This window comes from Streptomyces sp. NPDC004065 (genome assembly GCF_044903565.1).
GTDB lineage: Bacteria > Actinomycetota > Actinomycetes > Streptomycetales > Streptomycetaceae > Streptomyces.
Genome location: NZ_JBJDQT010000024.1, coordinates 31,228 through 45,840, shown reverse-complemented (window position 1 = coordinate 45,840; position 14,613 = coordinate 31,228). Strand labels below are relative to the sequence as shown.

12 protein-coding genes are annotated in these 14,613 nt (G+C 75.5%); 10 read left to right on the top strand and 2 right to left on the bottom strand.

Annotation, left to right across the window (positions count from 1 at the left end):
• Positions 1-138: 138 nt before the first annotated feature.
• On the bottom strand, positions 139-1,086 hold the full coding sequence (locus ACI2LW_RS23740) for a MurR/RpiR family transcriptional regulator (RefSeq protein ID WP_404733231.1): 948 nt from the start codon (positions 1,084-1,086) through the stop codon (positions 139-141).
• Positions 1,087-1,314: 228 nt separating this feature from the next.
• On the opposite strand from ACI2LW_RS23740, the gene ACI2LW_RS23735 reads away from it, so the two are divergent.
• The 5 genes from ACI2LW_RS23735 (at position 1,315) to ACI2LW_RS23715 (ending at position 7,693) form a co-directional block, all read left to right on the top strand.
• The gene (locus tag ACI2LW_RS23735; RefSeq protein ID WP_404733230.1) at positions 1,315-2,373 is read left to right on the top strand and encodes a BadF/BadG/BcrA/BcrD ATPase family protein; all 1,059 of its coding nucleotides are present in this window, start codon (positions 1,315-1,317) and stop codon (positions 2,371-2,373) included.
• Between the two features lie 2 nt (positions 2,374-2,375).
• Complete coding sequence (locus tag ACI2LW_RS23730; RefSeq protein ID WP_404733229.1) at positions 2,376-3,950, top strand: sodium:solute symporter; 1,575 nt, start codon at positions 2,376-2,378, stop codon at positions 3,948-3,950.
• Positions 3,951-4,128: 178 nt separating this feature from the next.
• The gene (locus ACI2LW_RS23725) at positions 4,129-5,319 is read left to right on the top strand and encodes an anhydro-N-acetylmuramic acid kinase (RefSeq protein ID WP_404733228.1); all 1,191 of its coding nucleotides are present in this window, start codon (positions 4,129-4,131) and stop codon (positions 5,317-5,319) included.
• Positions 5,320-5,994: 675 nt separating this feature from the next.
• Positions 5,995-6,747: an SDR family oxidoreductase gene (locus tag ACI2LW_RS23720; RefSeq protein WP_404733227.1), complete on the top strand. Its 753-nt coding sequence runs from the start codon at positions 5,995-5,997 to the stop codon at positions 6,745-6,747.
• Positions 6,748-6,958: 211 nt separating this feature from the next.
• Positions 6,959-7,693, top strand: coding sequence for an FAD binding domain-containing protein (locus tag ACI2LW_RS23715; RefSeq protein ID WP_404733226.1), 735 nt, complete (start codon positions 6,959-6,961; stop codon positions 7,691-7,693).
• 188 nt (positions 7,694-7,881) lie between these two features.
• Here the strand turns inward: ACI2LW_RS23715 and ACI2LW_RS23710 are convergent, their stop codons facing one another.
• The gene (locus ACI2LW_RS23710; RefSeq protein ID WP_404733225.1) at positions 7,882-8,790 is read right to left on the bottom strand and encodes a LysR family transcriptional regulator; all 909 of its coding nucleotides are present in this window, start codon (positions 8,788-8,790) and stop codon (positions 7,882-7,884) included.
• A gap of 110 nt (positions 8,791-8,900) precedes the next feature.
• Between ACI2LW_RS23710 and ACI2LW_RS23705 the strand changes: the two genes are divergently transcribed.
• From ACI2LW_RS23705 to ACI2LW_RS23685, 5 genes are all read left to right on the top strand, one after another.
• Entirely contained in the window at positions 8,901-9,605 is a 705-nt protein-coding gene (locus ACI2LW_RS23705; protein ID WP_404733224.1) for a type 1 glutamine amidotransferase domain-containing protein, read from the top strand.
• Between the two features lie 379 nt (positions 9,606-9,984).
• Positions 9,985-11,199: a GlxA family transcriptional regulator gene (locus tag ACI2LW_RS23700; protein ID WP_404733223.1), complete on the top strand. Its 1,215-nt coding sequence runs from the start codon at positions 9,985-9,987 to the stop codon at positions 11,197-11,199.
• 40 nt (positions 11,200-11,239) lie between these two features.
• Positions 11,240-12,283, top strand: a complete 1,044-nt coding sequence (locus ACI2LW_RS23695) for a GlxA family transcriptional regulator (protein WP_404733222.1) — start codon at positions 11,240-11,242, stop codon at positions 12,281-12,283.
• Between the two features lie 396 nt (positions 12,284-12,679).
• Positions 12,680-13,135 (top strand): STAS domain-containing protein, encoded by a 456-nt coding sequence (locus tag ACI2LW_RS23690; RefSeq protein ID WP_404733221.1) that lies wholly within the window; start codon positions 12,680-12,682, stop codon positions 13,133-13,135.
• 143 nt (positions 13,136-13,278) lie between these two features.
• Positions 13,279-14,514: a serine hydrolase domain-containing protein gene (locus ACI2LW_RS23685; protein ID WP_404733220.1), complete on the top strand. Its 1,236-nt coding sequence runs from the start codon at positions 13,279-13,281 to the stop codon at positions 14,512-14,514.
• Positions 14,515-14,613 lie beyond the last annotated feature (99 nt).

Sequence of the window (14,613 nt, the reverse complement as noted above, 5' to 3'; positions counted from 1 at the left end):
CGGCGGTCGCACCGGATGCGCCGTCGTCAGGCTCCGCGCCCGTATGCCCGTATGCCCGTATGCCGGGCGTGCCGTCGTGCGCGGCGTGGCGCCGGCTGTCGAGGCGTACTGACCGGCGGAGACGGAGCGCGGCGGCGGTCAGTCCTCGCCCGCCGTGCGGCGCTGCACGGGGGGACGCCTGCGGCGCTGGACCGCGCCGTAGGTGGCCGGCAGAGCGGTCGCCGTGGCGTCGAAGGAGCGCTGCGCCACGCCGACGAACAGACAGTCCACGACCGCCAGTTGCGCGATACGGCTGACCGTCGCGCCGGAGCGGAACGGTGTCTCGCGGGCGCAGGTCGCAAGGACAAGGTCGGCGCTCTGCGCCAGGGTGGAGCGCGGCACGTTGGTCAGCGCGATGGTCGTGGCGCCGCGCTCGGCGGCGGCCTGGAGCGGCTCGACGGTGTCCTCGGTCTCCCCGGAGTGCGAGACGGCCACGGCGACGTCCCCCGGACCGACGAGGGCGGTGGCGGTCAGCGCCGCGTGCCGGTCGGTCCAGACGAAGGCCATGTGGCCGATGCGGTGCAGTTTCTGGTGCAGGTCCTGCCCGACGAAGGCGCTCGCGCCGACGCCGAATATGTCGATCCGCCGCGCCCCCGCCACGGCCTCGACGGCACGGCCCAGCACCTGTGTGTCCAGCCCGGCCCCGGTGTCCTCCAACGCGCGCACCTCGTTGTAGACGATCTTGCCGACGATCTCGTCCAGGGTGTCGGTGGCGCTGATGTCGGTGCCCGGCGCCGGGCGCTCGCCGCCGAGGGCGTGCTCACGGGCCGCGGCGGCGGCCAGCGCCAGGCGCAGCTGGGGGTAGTTGGCGACGCCGATGGTCCTGCAGAAGCGCATCACCGTGGCCACCGAGGTGTCGGCCCGCCGGCCCAGCGCGGCGATGGACAGCTCCGACGCCCGCGCCGGGTCGGCCAGCACCGCGTCGGCCACCCTGCGCTCCGAGGGGGCGAGCGAGGGCAGCGCCGCGCGGATGCGCGCCAGGGTCTCGGCGGGGGAGGCGTCCCGCGCCGGCCGGGCCGGTGCGCGGGGTGGTTCCTGGCGGGACATGGGCCGTTCCCTCCTGACGGGGTGGGCGACACCCTAACCACCCCCCGCATGGCCGTCAAAAAGTTACGGCCCGAGTTACATGAAGTTACTTATTGACATCCGGAGGGCGGCGTTCTGATACTCGCTGGACCGTGATCCGCGGCGGCCACCGGCCTGCCGGCCCCGAGGGGCCGCGCTGTCCCGTGACCGCCGACGCGCCGGATCCCCGCAGACACGAAGGCGTGCCGTATGACCTCTGCAGCGGCGGTGGACCTGGGCAAGACCGGCTGCCGTGCCGTGCTGTACGACAGCACCGACGGCGCCCACTACGTCAACGGCGTCCACGAGGTGCCCGGCGCGCCCGGTCTCGCCGCCGCCGGCGGAGTGACCCTGGCCCGCGCCGCCGTACTGGCCGCCGTCCGGCCGCTCCTGGAACGGCGGCCCTCGCCGCGTCCCGCCTCGGTGTGCGTCGGCGCGGCGGGAGCGGCCGCCGCACCGGACGCCGCCCGCGCCCTGGCCCGGCTGCTCCTGGACGACCTGCCCACCGACGAGGTGGCGGTCACCAGTGACGCCGTCACCGCGCACGCGGGCGCGCTGGGCGGCCGTACCGGGGTGGTGCTGGCCATCGGCACCGGCTCCGTCGCCGTCGGCATCGGCGACGACGGCTCGTACGCCCGGGTCGGCGGCTGGGGCCCCTGGCTCGGCGACGAGGGCAGCGGGGCGTGGATCGGCGCCGCCGGACTGCGGGCCGCGCTGCGCGCCCACGACGGGCGGGGGCCGGACACCGCACTGCTGGCCGCCGCTGTCGAGCGCTTCGGTGATCCGGACCTGCTGCCGGCGGCCCTCGGCCGGGACGGCAACCCCGCCCGTACCGCCGCGTCCTTCGCACCGGACGTGGCCGGGGCGGCCGAGGCCGGCGACGCCCCCGCCCGCGCCGTCCTCGCCGACGCCGCCACCGCGCTGGCCGAGGCCGTGCTCACCGCCGCCCGCCGCATCACCCGCCACGCCGGCCACGCCGGCCGTGACGGCCATGCCCGCCATGACGGAGAACCCGTCGCGGTCGCCGTCACCGGCGGGCTCACCGGCCTGGGCGAACCCCTCCTCGCTCCGCTGCGCGCCGCGCTCGCCGGCTCCCCGTACCCTCTGCGCCCGCGGCCCCCGCTCGGGGACCCGCTGGACGGCGCACGCCTGCTGGCGCTGGACGCCGGCGCACCGCACGAACCCCATGTCGTCCGCGTACGGCGGACGGCACCCCGCCCCACCGTCCCCGTCCCGCCGGTCAACCGTCCGGCCGTTGTTGAGGAGTGAGCGTGCGCCAACTCGACCTCGTGGTGGTCCTCGTCTACCTGGTGGCGATCGCCGTGATCGGACTGCGGCTGGCCGGCCGGCAGAAGTCGGCGAAGGACTACTTCGTCGGCGAGGGCCACATGCCGTGGTGGACCGTCTCGTTCTCCGTGGTGGCCACCGAGACGAGCGTGCTCACCGTGATCAGCGTGCCCGGCGGCGCCTACAGCGGGCAGGGCTTCGGCAACGTCGAACTGGCCCTCGGCTATGTGATCGGCCGCGTGGTCGTGGCCACCGTCCTGATCCCCCTGTACAAGCGCGGCGGCTTCGTCAGCGCCTACCAGTACCTCGGCGGCAGGTTCGGGCTGAGACTCCAGGGGCTCGCCTCGGTGACCTTCGTCTTCACCCGGCTGCTCGCCGAGGGCGTACGGCTGTTCGCCTCCGCCATCCCGATCAAGCTGCTGCTCGACGAGTTCGGCGTGCACGCCGGCTACCGGCTGATCATCGTCGTGCTGACCCTGATCACCGTCGTCTACACCTACCTCGGCGGCATCAAGGCCGTCATCTGGACCGACGCCATCCAGATGAGCCTCTACCTGGGCGGCGCCGTCCTCGCGATCGCCGTGCTGTCCGGACACGTCGGCGGCGACGGCTTCGCGAACGCCCTGCACGCCGGCCAGTTCAAGCTCTTCGACACCGACTTCGACCCGGCGCACATCCTCACCAGCCCGTTCGCCCTGCCCACCGCGATCATCGGCGGCGCGATCTTCGCGATGGCCAGCCACGGCTCCGACCAGCTGATCGTCCAGCGCATCCTGGCCACCCGCTCCCTGCGCGACGGGCAGAAGGCCATGATCGCCTCCGGTGTCTTCGTCACCCTGCAGTTCGCCGCCTTCTCCCTGGTCGGCGCGCTGCTGTGGTCGTACAACGAGGGCAAGAGCTTCAAGGAACTGGGCCTGAGCAGCTCCGACAACCTCTACCCCGACTTCATCCTGCACGGGCTGCCCGTGGTCGTCTCCGGCCTGCTGGTGGCCGGCATCCTCGGCGCCGCGATGGGCTCGCTGTCCTCCGCGCTGAACTCCATGTCGAACTCGACGGTCGCCGACATCATCCACAGCTTCTTCCGCCGGACGCCCTCCGAGGAGTTCCTGCTCCGGCTCGCCCGGGTGATGACCCTGGTATGGGCGGTGCTGATGGCAGTCTTCGCCTGCGCCTTCAGCACCAGCACCGGCAACGTCTACCTCACCGGCCTGACCATCGCCGGCTACACCTACGGCGCACTGCTCGGCGCCTTCCTGCTCGGGCGCCTCGTCCGGCGGGCCAACGAGACCGACTCGATCGTGGCGTTCCTGGTGACGGTCGCCGTGATGACGTACATCGTCCGCGACGTGAAGATCGACGTCACGGTCGCCGGTGCCACCGTGCCGACGGCGATCGCCGCGCAGTGGCTGGTGCCGATCGGCGTACTGGTCACCCTGGCCGTCGGCGGACTGATGAGCCTGTTCCACCGCGCCCCCGAGACGACCGCCGGCATCGCCGTGGGCGACGGCGGACAGGGGGGCGGGGCCGACCGCGTCACCGCCACCGCGGGCCGCGAGTGACACCGCCCGACGCGCGGGGCCGCCCGGGCGGCCCCGCGCCCGTCCCCCCACACCACGGAGCACGCATGCCGCAGCCGCACCCACGGCCAATGCGCAGCCGCAGCCACATTCTCAGCCGCACCCGCACCCGCACCCGCAGCCGCAGCCGCGCCCGCACCCGCAGCCGCAGGGAGGCGCCGTGCGCGTGATCGGCCTGATGTCGGGCACCTCCTACGACGCCATCGAGGCCGCCGCCGCGGACCTCGCCCTGGACGGCGACACCCTGACCCTGCGGCCCCTCGGGCACCTTTCCACCGCCTACCCCGAGGACCTGAAGGACCTGATCGCGGCCACGCTGCCCCCGGCGGCCACCACCACGCAGGCCGTGTGCGCGCTGGACACCGGCATCGGCCGGGCCTTCGCCTCCGCCGCGGAACGCACGCTGCGCGAGTTGTGCGGCGGCACCGCCGACCTGGTCGTCTCGCACGGCCAGACCGTGCACCACTGGGTCGAGGACGACACGGTGCGCGGCACGCTCCAGCTCGGACAGCCGGCCTGGATCGCCGAGGCCACCGGACTCCCGGTCGTCTCCGACCTGCGCAGCAGGGACGTCGCCGCCGGCGGGCAGGGAGCGCCGCTGGTCGGCATGACCGACGCGCTGCTGCTGCGCGGACTGCCCGGCACCCCGGCGGCGCTGAACCTGGGCGGCATCGCCAACGTCACCGTCCTCGCGCCCGGCGCCGAGCCCCTCGCCTTCGACACCGGGCCCGCCAACGCGCTGCTCGACGCCGCCGTACGGCACTTCACCGCCGGGGCCGCCGGCTACGACGAGGACGGACGCCGGGCGGCCGCCGGCCGCACCAGCCCCGGACTGCTCCGGGTCCTCCTGGACGACCCCTACTACCGCAGGCCCGCCCCCAAGAGCACCGGCAAGGAGCACTTCCACCTGCCCTACCTGCTGCGCGCCCTGGACGCCGCGCCGACCCCCGCCCCCGAGGACGTGCTGGCCACCCTCACCCGGCTCACCGCCGTCACCGTGGCCGGCGCCTGCCGCGCCCACGGGGTCACCGAACTGGTCGTCTCCGGCGGCGGCCTGCGCAACCCGGTCCTGATGCGCATGATCGCCGAAGAACTGCCCGGCGTACGGCTGCGCCCCAGCGACGAGCTGGGCCTGCCCTCCGACGCCAAGGAGGCCCTGGCCTTCGCCGTGCTGGGGTTCCTCACGGTGCACGGCCTGCCCGGCGCCCTGCCCTCGGGCACCGGCGCCCGCCGGGCCGCGCTCCTCGGCAGCATCACCCCCGGCCGGTCGCCCCTGCGTCTGCCCGAGCCCGCCGTACGGCCACCACGCCTGCTGAGGATCGAGCGCCTCGCGGAGAGCACCGCGCCCTGACGCCCCGCGGCCGGCCTCGCGCGCCGTCCCGACGCCCTCTCCTGGTGCGAGGGAGCCGGGACGGCGCGAGGATGATGTCCTGCCGTGCCGCGGAGAGGCCGCGGCGACGACACCGGCACGACGGCGCTACGGACAGGGCGGCACGACGGCCGCCGCGGACGCGGCGGAGGAGGACGGCCGCTACGAAGGTGGTGGCGCGACGGCTGTCACGGAAGCGGTCGCAGGACGGCCGGACGGCCGCTACGGAAGCGAGGGCACACGGCCGCCAGGGAAGCGGCGGGACGTCGGCCGCTACGGACGCGGCGGGACGCCTTCTTCCCTCCGCGGAGGCGACGGAGGGAAGGCGGCGCACGAGGCGCACCCCGGCGGGTGTGCCCCGTACGGTGCCGGCCGCCCGTGCGGCGCCGTCGCCATCGCGTGCGGCCGGCCCGGACCGGCGGCAGGACGGCAGGACACCCAAGCGGTGGTCGTCCCGCCGGTGACCCGGGCCCGCCCGGCCGCCGGGTGACCGCGGCGGCCGCCCCGGTCCGGCGGCCGTTCCGGTCTGCGGCCGCTCCCGCCCGGCGGCCGCGCTGGGCCGGAGACGCTTCGGTCCGCCGGTCCGCCGGTCCGCCGTCCGCCGGTCCCCGTGCCGCGGCCGGAGACGTTCCGTGCGCGCCCGCGTGGGAGGAAGCCATGAACACTGCCCGGTCCGCCCCGACGGCCCCGCCCGAGCCCCGGATGTCCGGCCAGACCGTCGTGGTGCTCGGCGGCAGCGCCGGCATCGGTCTGGAGACCGCGCGCCAGGCCCGCGGCGAAGGCGCCGACGTCCTCCTGGTGGGGCGCGATCCCGACCGGCTCGGGCACGCCGCCGCCGAGGTCGGGGCCCGCGGCACCGCCGCCTTCGACGCCACCGACCCCGAACAGCTCCGGCGGTTCTTCGCCGAGCTGCCCGAGCCGGTCGACCACGTGATGGTCACCGCCGGCGGCAACTACTACACACGGCTGGCCGACCTGGACTTCGACCGGGCCCGTCGCCAGGTCGAGGACCACATCTGGCTGCCCCTGCATCTCGCCCGTGCCGCCGTCGGCCGGATACGTCCCGCCGGCACGCTGCTGTTCATGGGCGGCGTCCAGCGGCGCCCCGGCCTCGGCATGATCGTCTCCGGGGCCCTCACCGCGGCGCTGCCGGCGCTGATCGCCAACCTCGCCCTGGAAGTCGCACCCGTCCGGGCCAACCTCATCGCCGCCGGTTTTGTCGACACCCCGCTGTCCGCCCGGCTGCTCGGCGACGACCTCGAACAGCGCCGGGAACAGCTGCGCGCCACCCTTCCCGTCGGGCGCGTCGTCGCACCGGGCGACGTCGCCGCGCTCGCCGTCCACCTGATGACCAACCCGGTTCTCACCGGGGGAACCTACGACATCGACGGCGGACAGCAGCTGTTGTGAGACCGGCGGCCCGGTGAGCGCCGTCGCGCGACCCGGCCGGCGCGTGGGCGCCGCCCGGCCCGCGTCCGGCGGCCCGCGGGCGCACACCCTGCCGGTGTGAGCCCTGTACGCGCCCCGGCCGCCGCGGCCAGAATGCGCCGTGCCGACGGGCCGGTGGCCGATGTGCCCCGCGTCCGCGGGCCCAACTCCCCGCGAAGGAAGGTCGGTTGCGGTGCTGCTGCGTCTGCCCAGGTCCCTGTCGGAAGCCCAGGAATGCCTGAACCAGGGTGCGGTGCCCATTGGCGGGGCCACGCTGGTCTGGGCGCACTGGCAGCGCGACGGCTTCCCCGAACAGGCCATGTCCCTGCGTGAGTTGCCGGAGGCCAACGTCATCGGGCGCGGCGCGCTGGGCGCCGCGGTGGTGCTGCACCGTATCGACGACCGGGTGCCGGAGGCCCTGCGCCGGGCCGCCGCCGCGGTGGGCACGGGGGCCGTGCGGCGGACGGCGACGGTCGGCGGCAACCTGGTCGGCAGCACCCTGCGCTGCCTGCTGCCCGCCGCTCTCGTCCTGGACGCCCGGGCCACCGTGCTGGAGAGCGACGGCGTCCGTGAGACCGACCTCGCCGAGGTGCTGGCCAAACGGCCGCTGCTGCTGAGCCTGCACTGGAGCGAACCCGTCGCGAGCCGGTACCGCAAGCAGCCCGGCGAGGCCGGCGGGCCGGTGCCCCTGGCCGTCGCCGCGGCCCTCCACGACGAGGGCGGCGGGCGGACCCGGCTGCGCGTCGCCGTCCGCGACGGCCACGACGTGCTCAGCGAGAGCGCCCTGTGCCCCGCCCCGGCCGCCGCTCCCGCCGACGGCGCGGAGGACACCCTGCGCGCACTGCGCCGGACGGCGCTGCGCGACCTGCCCGCCCCCGCCTGGGAGGAGCTCGCCCACCTGGTCACCGGCCTTCTGCGCACGGGGTGAGCCGCGCGGCGTCCCGCCGTCCGAGGGCGCCGTGGCGCCGGCTGCCCTCGGTGATCCGAGGAGCCCGTACGACCTGCGGGAGCCGGCCACCGGCACGGGGGGCACGGAGCGGGCCGCGTGCTCCGCGGAACGCGGCCGTTCCGTCGCAGCGGCCGATCCCCGATCCCCGTCACGGCGGGCGGTCCCCGTCACAGTGGTCCCCAGGTGCGGGCCTGCTCCAGCAGGTGCCGGTGGACGAGCGCGGCGGCGGGCTGCGGGGGGCCCGACGGCGTGACCAGGTAGATGGTGTTCAGCGGCTGGATCCGGGTGTGGTGCAGCACCTCCAGGGAGCCGGCCGCCAAGGCGGGATCGGCCAGGTAGCGGGGCAGTACGGAGATGCCGGCGCCGGCGGTGACGGCGGCCAGCACCGCCCGCAGGTCGGGTACGACGACCGAGACCGCGTTGGGCGGGCGGCGGCCGAACTCGCTGCGCCAGTACCGCCGGACGATGGGCAGTTCCTCGCCGTAGGCGACGAGCGGCAGATGGGCCAGGGCGGCCACGGGGTCCTCGGCCAGCCACTCGGGGTCGATCGACCGGGCCGTGGTGGGGGTTCCCACCAGGACGAACTCCTCGTCGACGAACGGCACGGCGGCGAGCCCGCGCAGCCCGGCCGGGGGTCTGATGGCGGACACCACCAGGTCCAGTTCCCCCTCGGCGAGGGCGGTGAGCAGCGGTTCGGCGAGGCCGAGGGTGATGTGCAGCCGCAGGCCGCCGTGGGTGAGCGGGGCCAGGGCCGGGATGAGCCGGGCGGCCGTGAACTCGCCCGCCGAGCCGAGCCGTACCAGGCCCTGGCGGACCTCGGCGTCGGCGTCCTCGGCCAGTGCGTTGCGCAGCTGGTCCAGCGCGGGGGCGACGCGCCGGGCGAGTTCGTGCGCGCGCGCAGTCGGCACGGCTCCGCGCCGCGACCGCTCGAACAGCACCTGTCCCAGCCGGCCCTCGAGACGGGCCAGCTGCCCGCTGACGGCCGGCTGGGACACGCCGAGCGCGGCAGCGGCGGCGGTCAGCGAACCCCGGCGGTAGATCTCGAGAAAACTCGTCAGCAGATCGAGGTCGTACACGCAACCAGCCTGCCATAACGAAACTTATGGCAGGCGCGGGACGTCACCGTGATTCCGATGGAAAGTGGAGGCGTCACCACTGAAGACCCGAAAGGGAAGAGAGACCTTCCATGGCGAAGATCCTGATGATCATCTCGGCCGCCGACAGCCTCACCCTCGCCGACGGCACGGCGCACCCCACCGGCTACTGGGCCGAGGAGGTCGTCGCCTCGCACGAGGTACTGGCCGGCGCCGGCCACCAGGTGGACATCGCCACCCCGGGCGGCGTCCGCCCCACCGTCGACCCCATCTCGCTCGACGAGCGCGGCGGTGTGCAGCCCGCCGACGGCGCCCGGTTCCGCGCTTACCTGGACTCCCTCGCGGCCGCCCTCGACGCGCCGCTCGACCTGGGTACGGTCAGGGCCGCCGACTACGACGCGCTGTACCTGCCCGGCGGCCACGGCCCCATGGCCGACCTGGCCGACAACCCGGTCCTGGGCGCCCTCCTCGCGGACGCCGACCGGAGCGGGCTGACCGTCGCCGCGCTGTGCCACGGCGTGGCGGGCCTGCTCAGCGCCACGAAGGCCGACGGCGGCTTCCTCTTCGCGGGCCGCAGCCTGACCGGCTTCACCAACGACGAGGAGTACCAGGGCGGCCTCGGCGACGCCTCTCCGTGGCTGCTGGAGACCCGCCTCGCCGAGCGCGGCGCCCTGGTGAAGACGGGCGCGCCGTGGTCGGACACGGTCGTCACCGACGGCAACCTGATCACCGGCCAGAACCCCCAGTCCAGCACCACCACGGCCAGGGAAGTCCTCGCGTCCCTCTCGCGAGCCTGACCTGCCGGGCCTGCCTGACCTGCCGGGCCTGCCTGACCTGCCGGGCCTGCCGGGCCTGCCGGGCCTGCCGGGCCTGCCGGGCCGGCCCCACTGGCCCGGGCTGAGGCGGGCGGTTCACGGGCCGGGCGGGGCCTGAGCGCGGCGGGCACCGAGCGCCGCGGGTCCCGAGCGACACGGGTCCTGAGCGACACGGGTCCTGAGCGGGTCCCGAACCCGGCGGGTCCCGAACCCGGCGGGTCCCGAACCCGGCGGGCCCGGGGCCCGCCGCACGTCACTCGTTCGTGCCCGCTCACCGCCGCGGCCGTCCGGACCGGCCATGGCCGGATCCGAGGGTGTTCCGTCCTTGCCCCCTGCCGGGCGGCGGCCCGAGCCTTGCAGCATGAGCACGTCGAACGGCCCGGCCGGCCAGGGCCCGCGCCCGCACCCTCACCTGGTGGTGATGGTCCTCCACGAGGGCGTACAGGCCCTGGACGTCACCGGACCGCTGGACGTCCTCGCGGCGGCCAACGAACACGGCGGCCGGTACCGGGTCCTGACCGCCTCCCCGGGCGGGAAGGACGTACGGACCACGTCCGGGCTGCGGCTCGCCGCCGACACGGCCCTTGAGGAGTGCACCGGGCGGATCGGCACCCTGCTGGTCCCCGGCCGCCCCGACTGGCGGGTGGCCGTGTCGGACCGCGAGCTCGTCGGACAGCTCACGCGGCTCGCCGACGCGGCCTCCCGCGTGGCCTCCGTGTGCGCGGGAGCCTTCCCGCTTGCGGCCACCGGTCGGCTCGACGGCCGGCGCGTGGCCACCCACTGGCAGTTGACCGGCGACCTGGCCGCCCACTACCCGGCGGTGCGCGTCGACCAGGACGCGATCTTCGTCCGGGACGGCCGCGTCGTCACCTCCGCGGGCGTCACGGCGGGCATCGACCTGACGCTGTCGCTGGTGGAGGAGGACCTGGGGGCGGAGGCGGCGCGGGCCGTGGCGAAGTACCTGGTGGTCTTCATGGCCCGGCCCGGCGGGCAGTCCCAGTTCAGCGTGCGGCTGCGGGCACGTTACCGGGGGAGCGCCACGGTGCGTGCGGTGCTGGACGCGGTGACGGCCGACCCCGAGGCGGACCACAGCCTGGGGGCGCTCGCGGAACGGGCCGGTGTGAGCGTGCGCCACCTGACCCGGCTGATCCGCCGGGAGACGGGCACCACGGCCGGGCGCTTCGTCGAGCAGATCCGCGTCGAGGCGGCGCGGAGCCTGCTGGAGTCGGGCACCGATCCCCTGGACACGGTGGCCCGCAGAAGCGGATTCGGCTCGCCCGAGACGCTGCGCCGAGCCTTCCAGCGCGACCTGGGCATCACACCGGGCGCGTACCGGGCGCGCTTCCGCAGCACCCGGCCGGAATGCCCCCAGCGGCCCCCGGGGCCCGTCGCGACGGGGCACCGCCCGGCGGATGACGCGGGGCGCCGTCCGGCGGATGACGCGGGGCGCCGTCCGGCGGATGACGCGGGGCGCCGTCCGGCGGACGAGGGCCCCCGTCCGCCCGGCGCCGAACCGCCCGGGGAACGGAGCGGCGCCGTGCCGCCCCGCGGCGACGGCCCGGCGGAAGAGCAGTGACCGCCTTGCCGCGGACGAGGGGCGGGAGCAGGATTTCCCCATGGACAGGCCCGGCGAGGGGTGCCGCACCCACCTGGTGGTCATGGCGCTCTTCGACTGCGTGCAACTGCTGGACGTCACCGGCCCGCTGGAGGTCTTCGCCGCGGCCAACGACCGGGGCGCCTGCTACCGGCTGCTGACCGCCTCACCCGGAGGCGGGCTGATCCGCACCACGGCCGGCGCCCGGCTGGCGCCGGACGCGGCCCTGGAGGACATCACGGGCAGGGTCGACACCCTGATCGTCCCCGGCCGCGCCGACTGGCGGGCCGCGGTCTCGGACGCCGCCCTGATCGACGGCATCGGTCGCCTGGCCGGACTGTCCCGCAGGGTGGCCGCGGTGTGCGCCGGAGCGTTCCCGCTCGCGGCCACGGGACTCCTCGACGGGCACCGGGCGGCCACCCACTGGATGCTGGCCCCGGAACTGGCCCGCACTTTCCCCCGCGTGCAGGTCGACTCCGACTCCATCTTCGTGCGCGACGGCAGGATCATCAGCTCGGCCGGGGTCACCTCCGGCATCGATCTGGCGCTGTCGCTGGTCGAGGAGGACTACGGCCCGAAGGTGGCCCGGGCCGCCGCCAAGTACCTGGTGGTCTTCCTCGCCCGGCCCGGCGGCCAGTCCCAGTTCAGCGTCCGCCAGGCCGCCCGGCAGCCCCGGCACCAGCTGGTCAGGCAGGTACTGGACGACGTGACCGCGAACCCCGCCGCCGACCACAGCCTGGAGGCCGTGGCCCGGCGGGCCGGAGTGAGCGTGCGTCAGCTGACCCGGCTGTTCCGCGCGGAGGCCGGGGTGACCGTGACCCGGTTCGTCGAGCAGATACGCGTCGAGGCCGCCCAGGGCCTGCTCGAGTCGGGCACCGACGCGCTGGACGTGATCGCCCGCCGCTCGGGCTTCGGCTCGGAGGAGACCCTCCGCCGCGCCTTCCAGCGGGAACTCGGCATCACCCCCGGGAGCTACCGGGCGAGGTTCCGCACGACCGGCACCAACGGCCTCACCAGGGCAGCGGCCACCGCCGTGCCCACGCTCGCCGCCGACGCCCCCCTCTGAGCCTCCGCGCACGCCGCGCCCCTTTCCGCGCCCCAGCGCGCCCTCTTCCCTCGCCCTTCGCGCGCATTTCCGCGCCCTCCCCGGGCCCACCCCAAGCCCACCCCAAGCCCACCCCGGGCCCTGCCTGGGCCCACCCCGCGCCCTTCGCGGACGCATCCTCGCCACCGCCCGGTGTCCCGTCCCTCCGGCGCGCCCGGCGGCGGGGCAGGGGTGATGCGGCCGACACCCCCTCCGCCGTCAGGCAGGAGGCGCCGTCGCCGGGTCCTCCGCACGGACGACCCGGCCGGTCGCCGCCGCGGCCGATGCGCGTGCAGGCCGGCGCGGCGGAAGCTGAAGCACGTCGACGCAGCACGCCGACACCCGGCACCATTCACCGACCCCTCCAGGAATCACCCGATGACCACCCCCGTGCTCAGCTGCCCCACCCCCCTCGTCCTCCAGCCGCAACCGCCCGTCCCGCACTCCTGGCCCTGCGCACCGCACCTGAGCATCACGCTCACGCCCGGCCCCCGGCCCCACCACGGCCTGGTCTGCCGTCTGCGTGGAGAACTCGACCTCGCCACGGGCCCGGCGGTGCAGGCCGCCCTGGACTTCTGCCTCGAGGCGGGTTCCGGCGTCACGGTCGACGCCTCGGGGCTGTCCTTCGTCGACGCGGCCGGGCTGCGCGCCCTCGTGCACGCCCAGGAACGTGCCGAACGGCGCGGACGGCGACTGAGCATCACGCCGGTGAGTGACGCACTGCGCACGGTCGTGTCCCTGACGAGCCACACCCACCGGCTGTCCCAGTGCACGCAGGGCGGCCCCGCGCGCCGCCCGGTCGTCATCCCCGGTGGCCGTCACCGCGCACACTGACACCCGCCCCCGGCCTGCCGGCACCCCGTCGACCGGACCGGACCCGCCGCCCCCCTCTTTGACGCCCGGCCATCCGACCGCCCGGCCATCCCACCGCCCAACCACCCGACCGCCCCAGCACCCCAGCATCCGGAAGGTCCCCCATGCGCCTGCCCAGGCTCGCCGCCGTCACCTTGGTGACCGGTGCGCTCACCCTCCCCGCGGTGGCCCCCGCCCTCGCCGTACCGGGCCCCGCCACCTCCATACCGGCTTCCGCGAAGGCTCCGCCCGGGGCCTTCGCCACCCTGGCCACGCGTGCGGCAGTGGCGGACCCCGCGCACCGGCCCGGTGCCGGCCACCCCGCATGGCAGAGGGCCCTCGACGCCGTCGTCGCCACGGGCGTGCCCGGTGTCGTCGCCGAAGTGCGGGACGCCCACGGCACATGGACCGGCACTGCCGGACGGGCCGACCTGCGGCACCGTGGACTCCCGCCCGCCGACGCCCGGTTCCGTGCCGGAAGCGTCACCAAGACCTTCGTGGCGACCACGGTGCTGCAACTCGTCGCGGAGCACAGGGTGCGCCTGGACGCACCCGTCGAACGCTACCTCCCGCACGTGGTGCCGGACGGACGGCACATCACCGTCAGGGACCTGCTCGGCCACCGCAGCGGACTGCACGACTACACCGACGCGCTGTGGCACGGCGGCCTCGCACAGCTCTACCGCACCCGCTTCCGGCACTGGACGCCCGGGGAACTGCTGGCCGCGGCCTTCCGGCACGCCCCCGAGTTCGCCCCGGGCAGCGCCGGCCAGTACTCCAACACCAACTACGTCGTGCTCGGCAGGCTGTTGGAGAAGGTCACCGGCCAGAGCGCGGAGAAGGAGATCACCGACCGGGTCATCGCGCCCCTCGGACTGCGCCACACATACTTCCCCGGTGGCTCGGTCCGCATCGCCGGCCCGCACGCCCACGGCTACCTGCCCATCGGCCCGGCCGGTTCCCCGCTCGCCGACGCCACCGAGCAGAACATGTCCTACGCGTCGACGGCCGGTTCGCTCGTCTCGACCGCCCACGACCTCAACCTGTTCTTCCGGGCGCTGATCGGTGGCCGGCTGCTGCCACCGTCCCAGCTGGACGCCATGCGGGCCGTCCGGCCCCTGCGCGGCGGACCCGCCTACGGCCTCGGACTCAGCCGTCTGACCGGTCCCTCCTTCGGCACGGCCTACGGCCACACCGGCGGCACCCCCGGCTACACCACGTTCGCCTACACCACGGCGGACAACACCCGACAGGTCACCCTGTCCCTGAACGTCCTGACCGACTCCGCGAGGACGAGGGCGGCGGCGGACGCCGCGCTCAGGACGCTGCTGCACCGTCCACCGGGGTTCAGGACGCCCTGACCGACCGAGCCGCGGCCGGGCGCCGACCGACCGGCCCCGGTGAGCGGGTGCCCGGGGCGGCTCGCCGCTCCTCCGCCCTGCCCCGCCCCGCGGGTCCGG

What these genes read in the sequence shown, in the direction of transcription:
- ACI2LW_RS23740 (WP_404733231.1), bottom strand. Translation starts at nt 1,086, where the DNA reads ATGTCCCGCCAGGAACCACCCCGCGCACCGGCCCGGCCGGCGCGGGAC.
- ACI2LW_RS23735 (WP_404733230.1), top strand. Translation starts at nt 1,315, where the DNA reads ATGACCTCTGCAGCGGCGGTGGACCTGGGCAAGACCGGCTGCCGTGCC.
- ACI2LW_RS23720 (WP_404733227.1), top strand. Translation starts at nt 5,995, where the DNA reads ATGAACACTGCCCGGTCCGCCCCGACGGCCCCGCCCGAGCCCCGGATG.
- ACI2LW_RS23705 (WP_404733224.1), top strand. Translation starts at nt 8,901, where the DNA reads ATGGCGAAGATCCTGATGATCATCTCGGCCGCCGACAGCCTCACCCTC.
- ACI2LW_RS23700 (WP_404733223.1), top strand. Translation starts at nt 9,985, where the DNA reads ATGAGCACGTCGAACGGCCCGGCCGGCCAGGGCCCGCGCCCGCACCCT.
- ACI2LW_RS23695 (WP_404733222.1), top strand. Translation starts at nt 11,240, where the DNA reads ATGGACAGGCCCGGCGAGGGGTGCCGCACCCACCTGGTGGTCATGGCG.
- ACI2LW_RS23690 (WP_404733221.1), top strand. Translation starts at nt 12,680, where the DNA reads ATGACCACCCCCGTGCTCAGCTGCCCCACCCCCCTCGTCCTCCAGCCG.
- ACI2LW_RS23685 (WP_404733220.1), top strand. Translation starts at nt 13,279, where the DNA reads ATGCGCCTGCCCAGGCTCGCCGCCGTCACCTTGGTGACCGGTGCGCTC.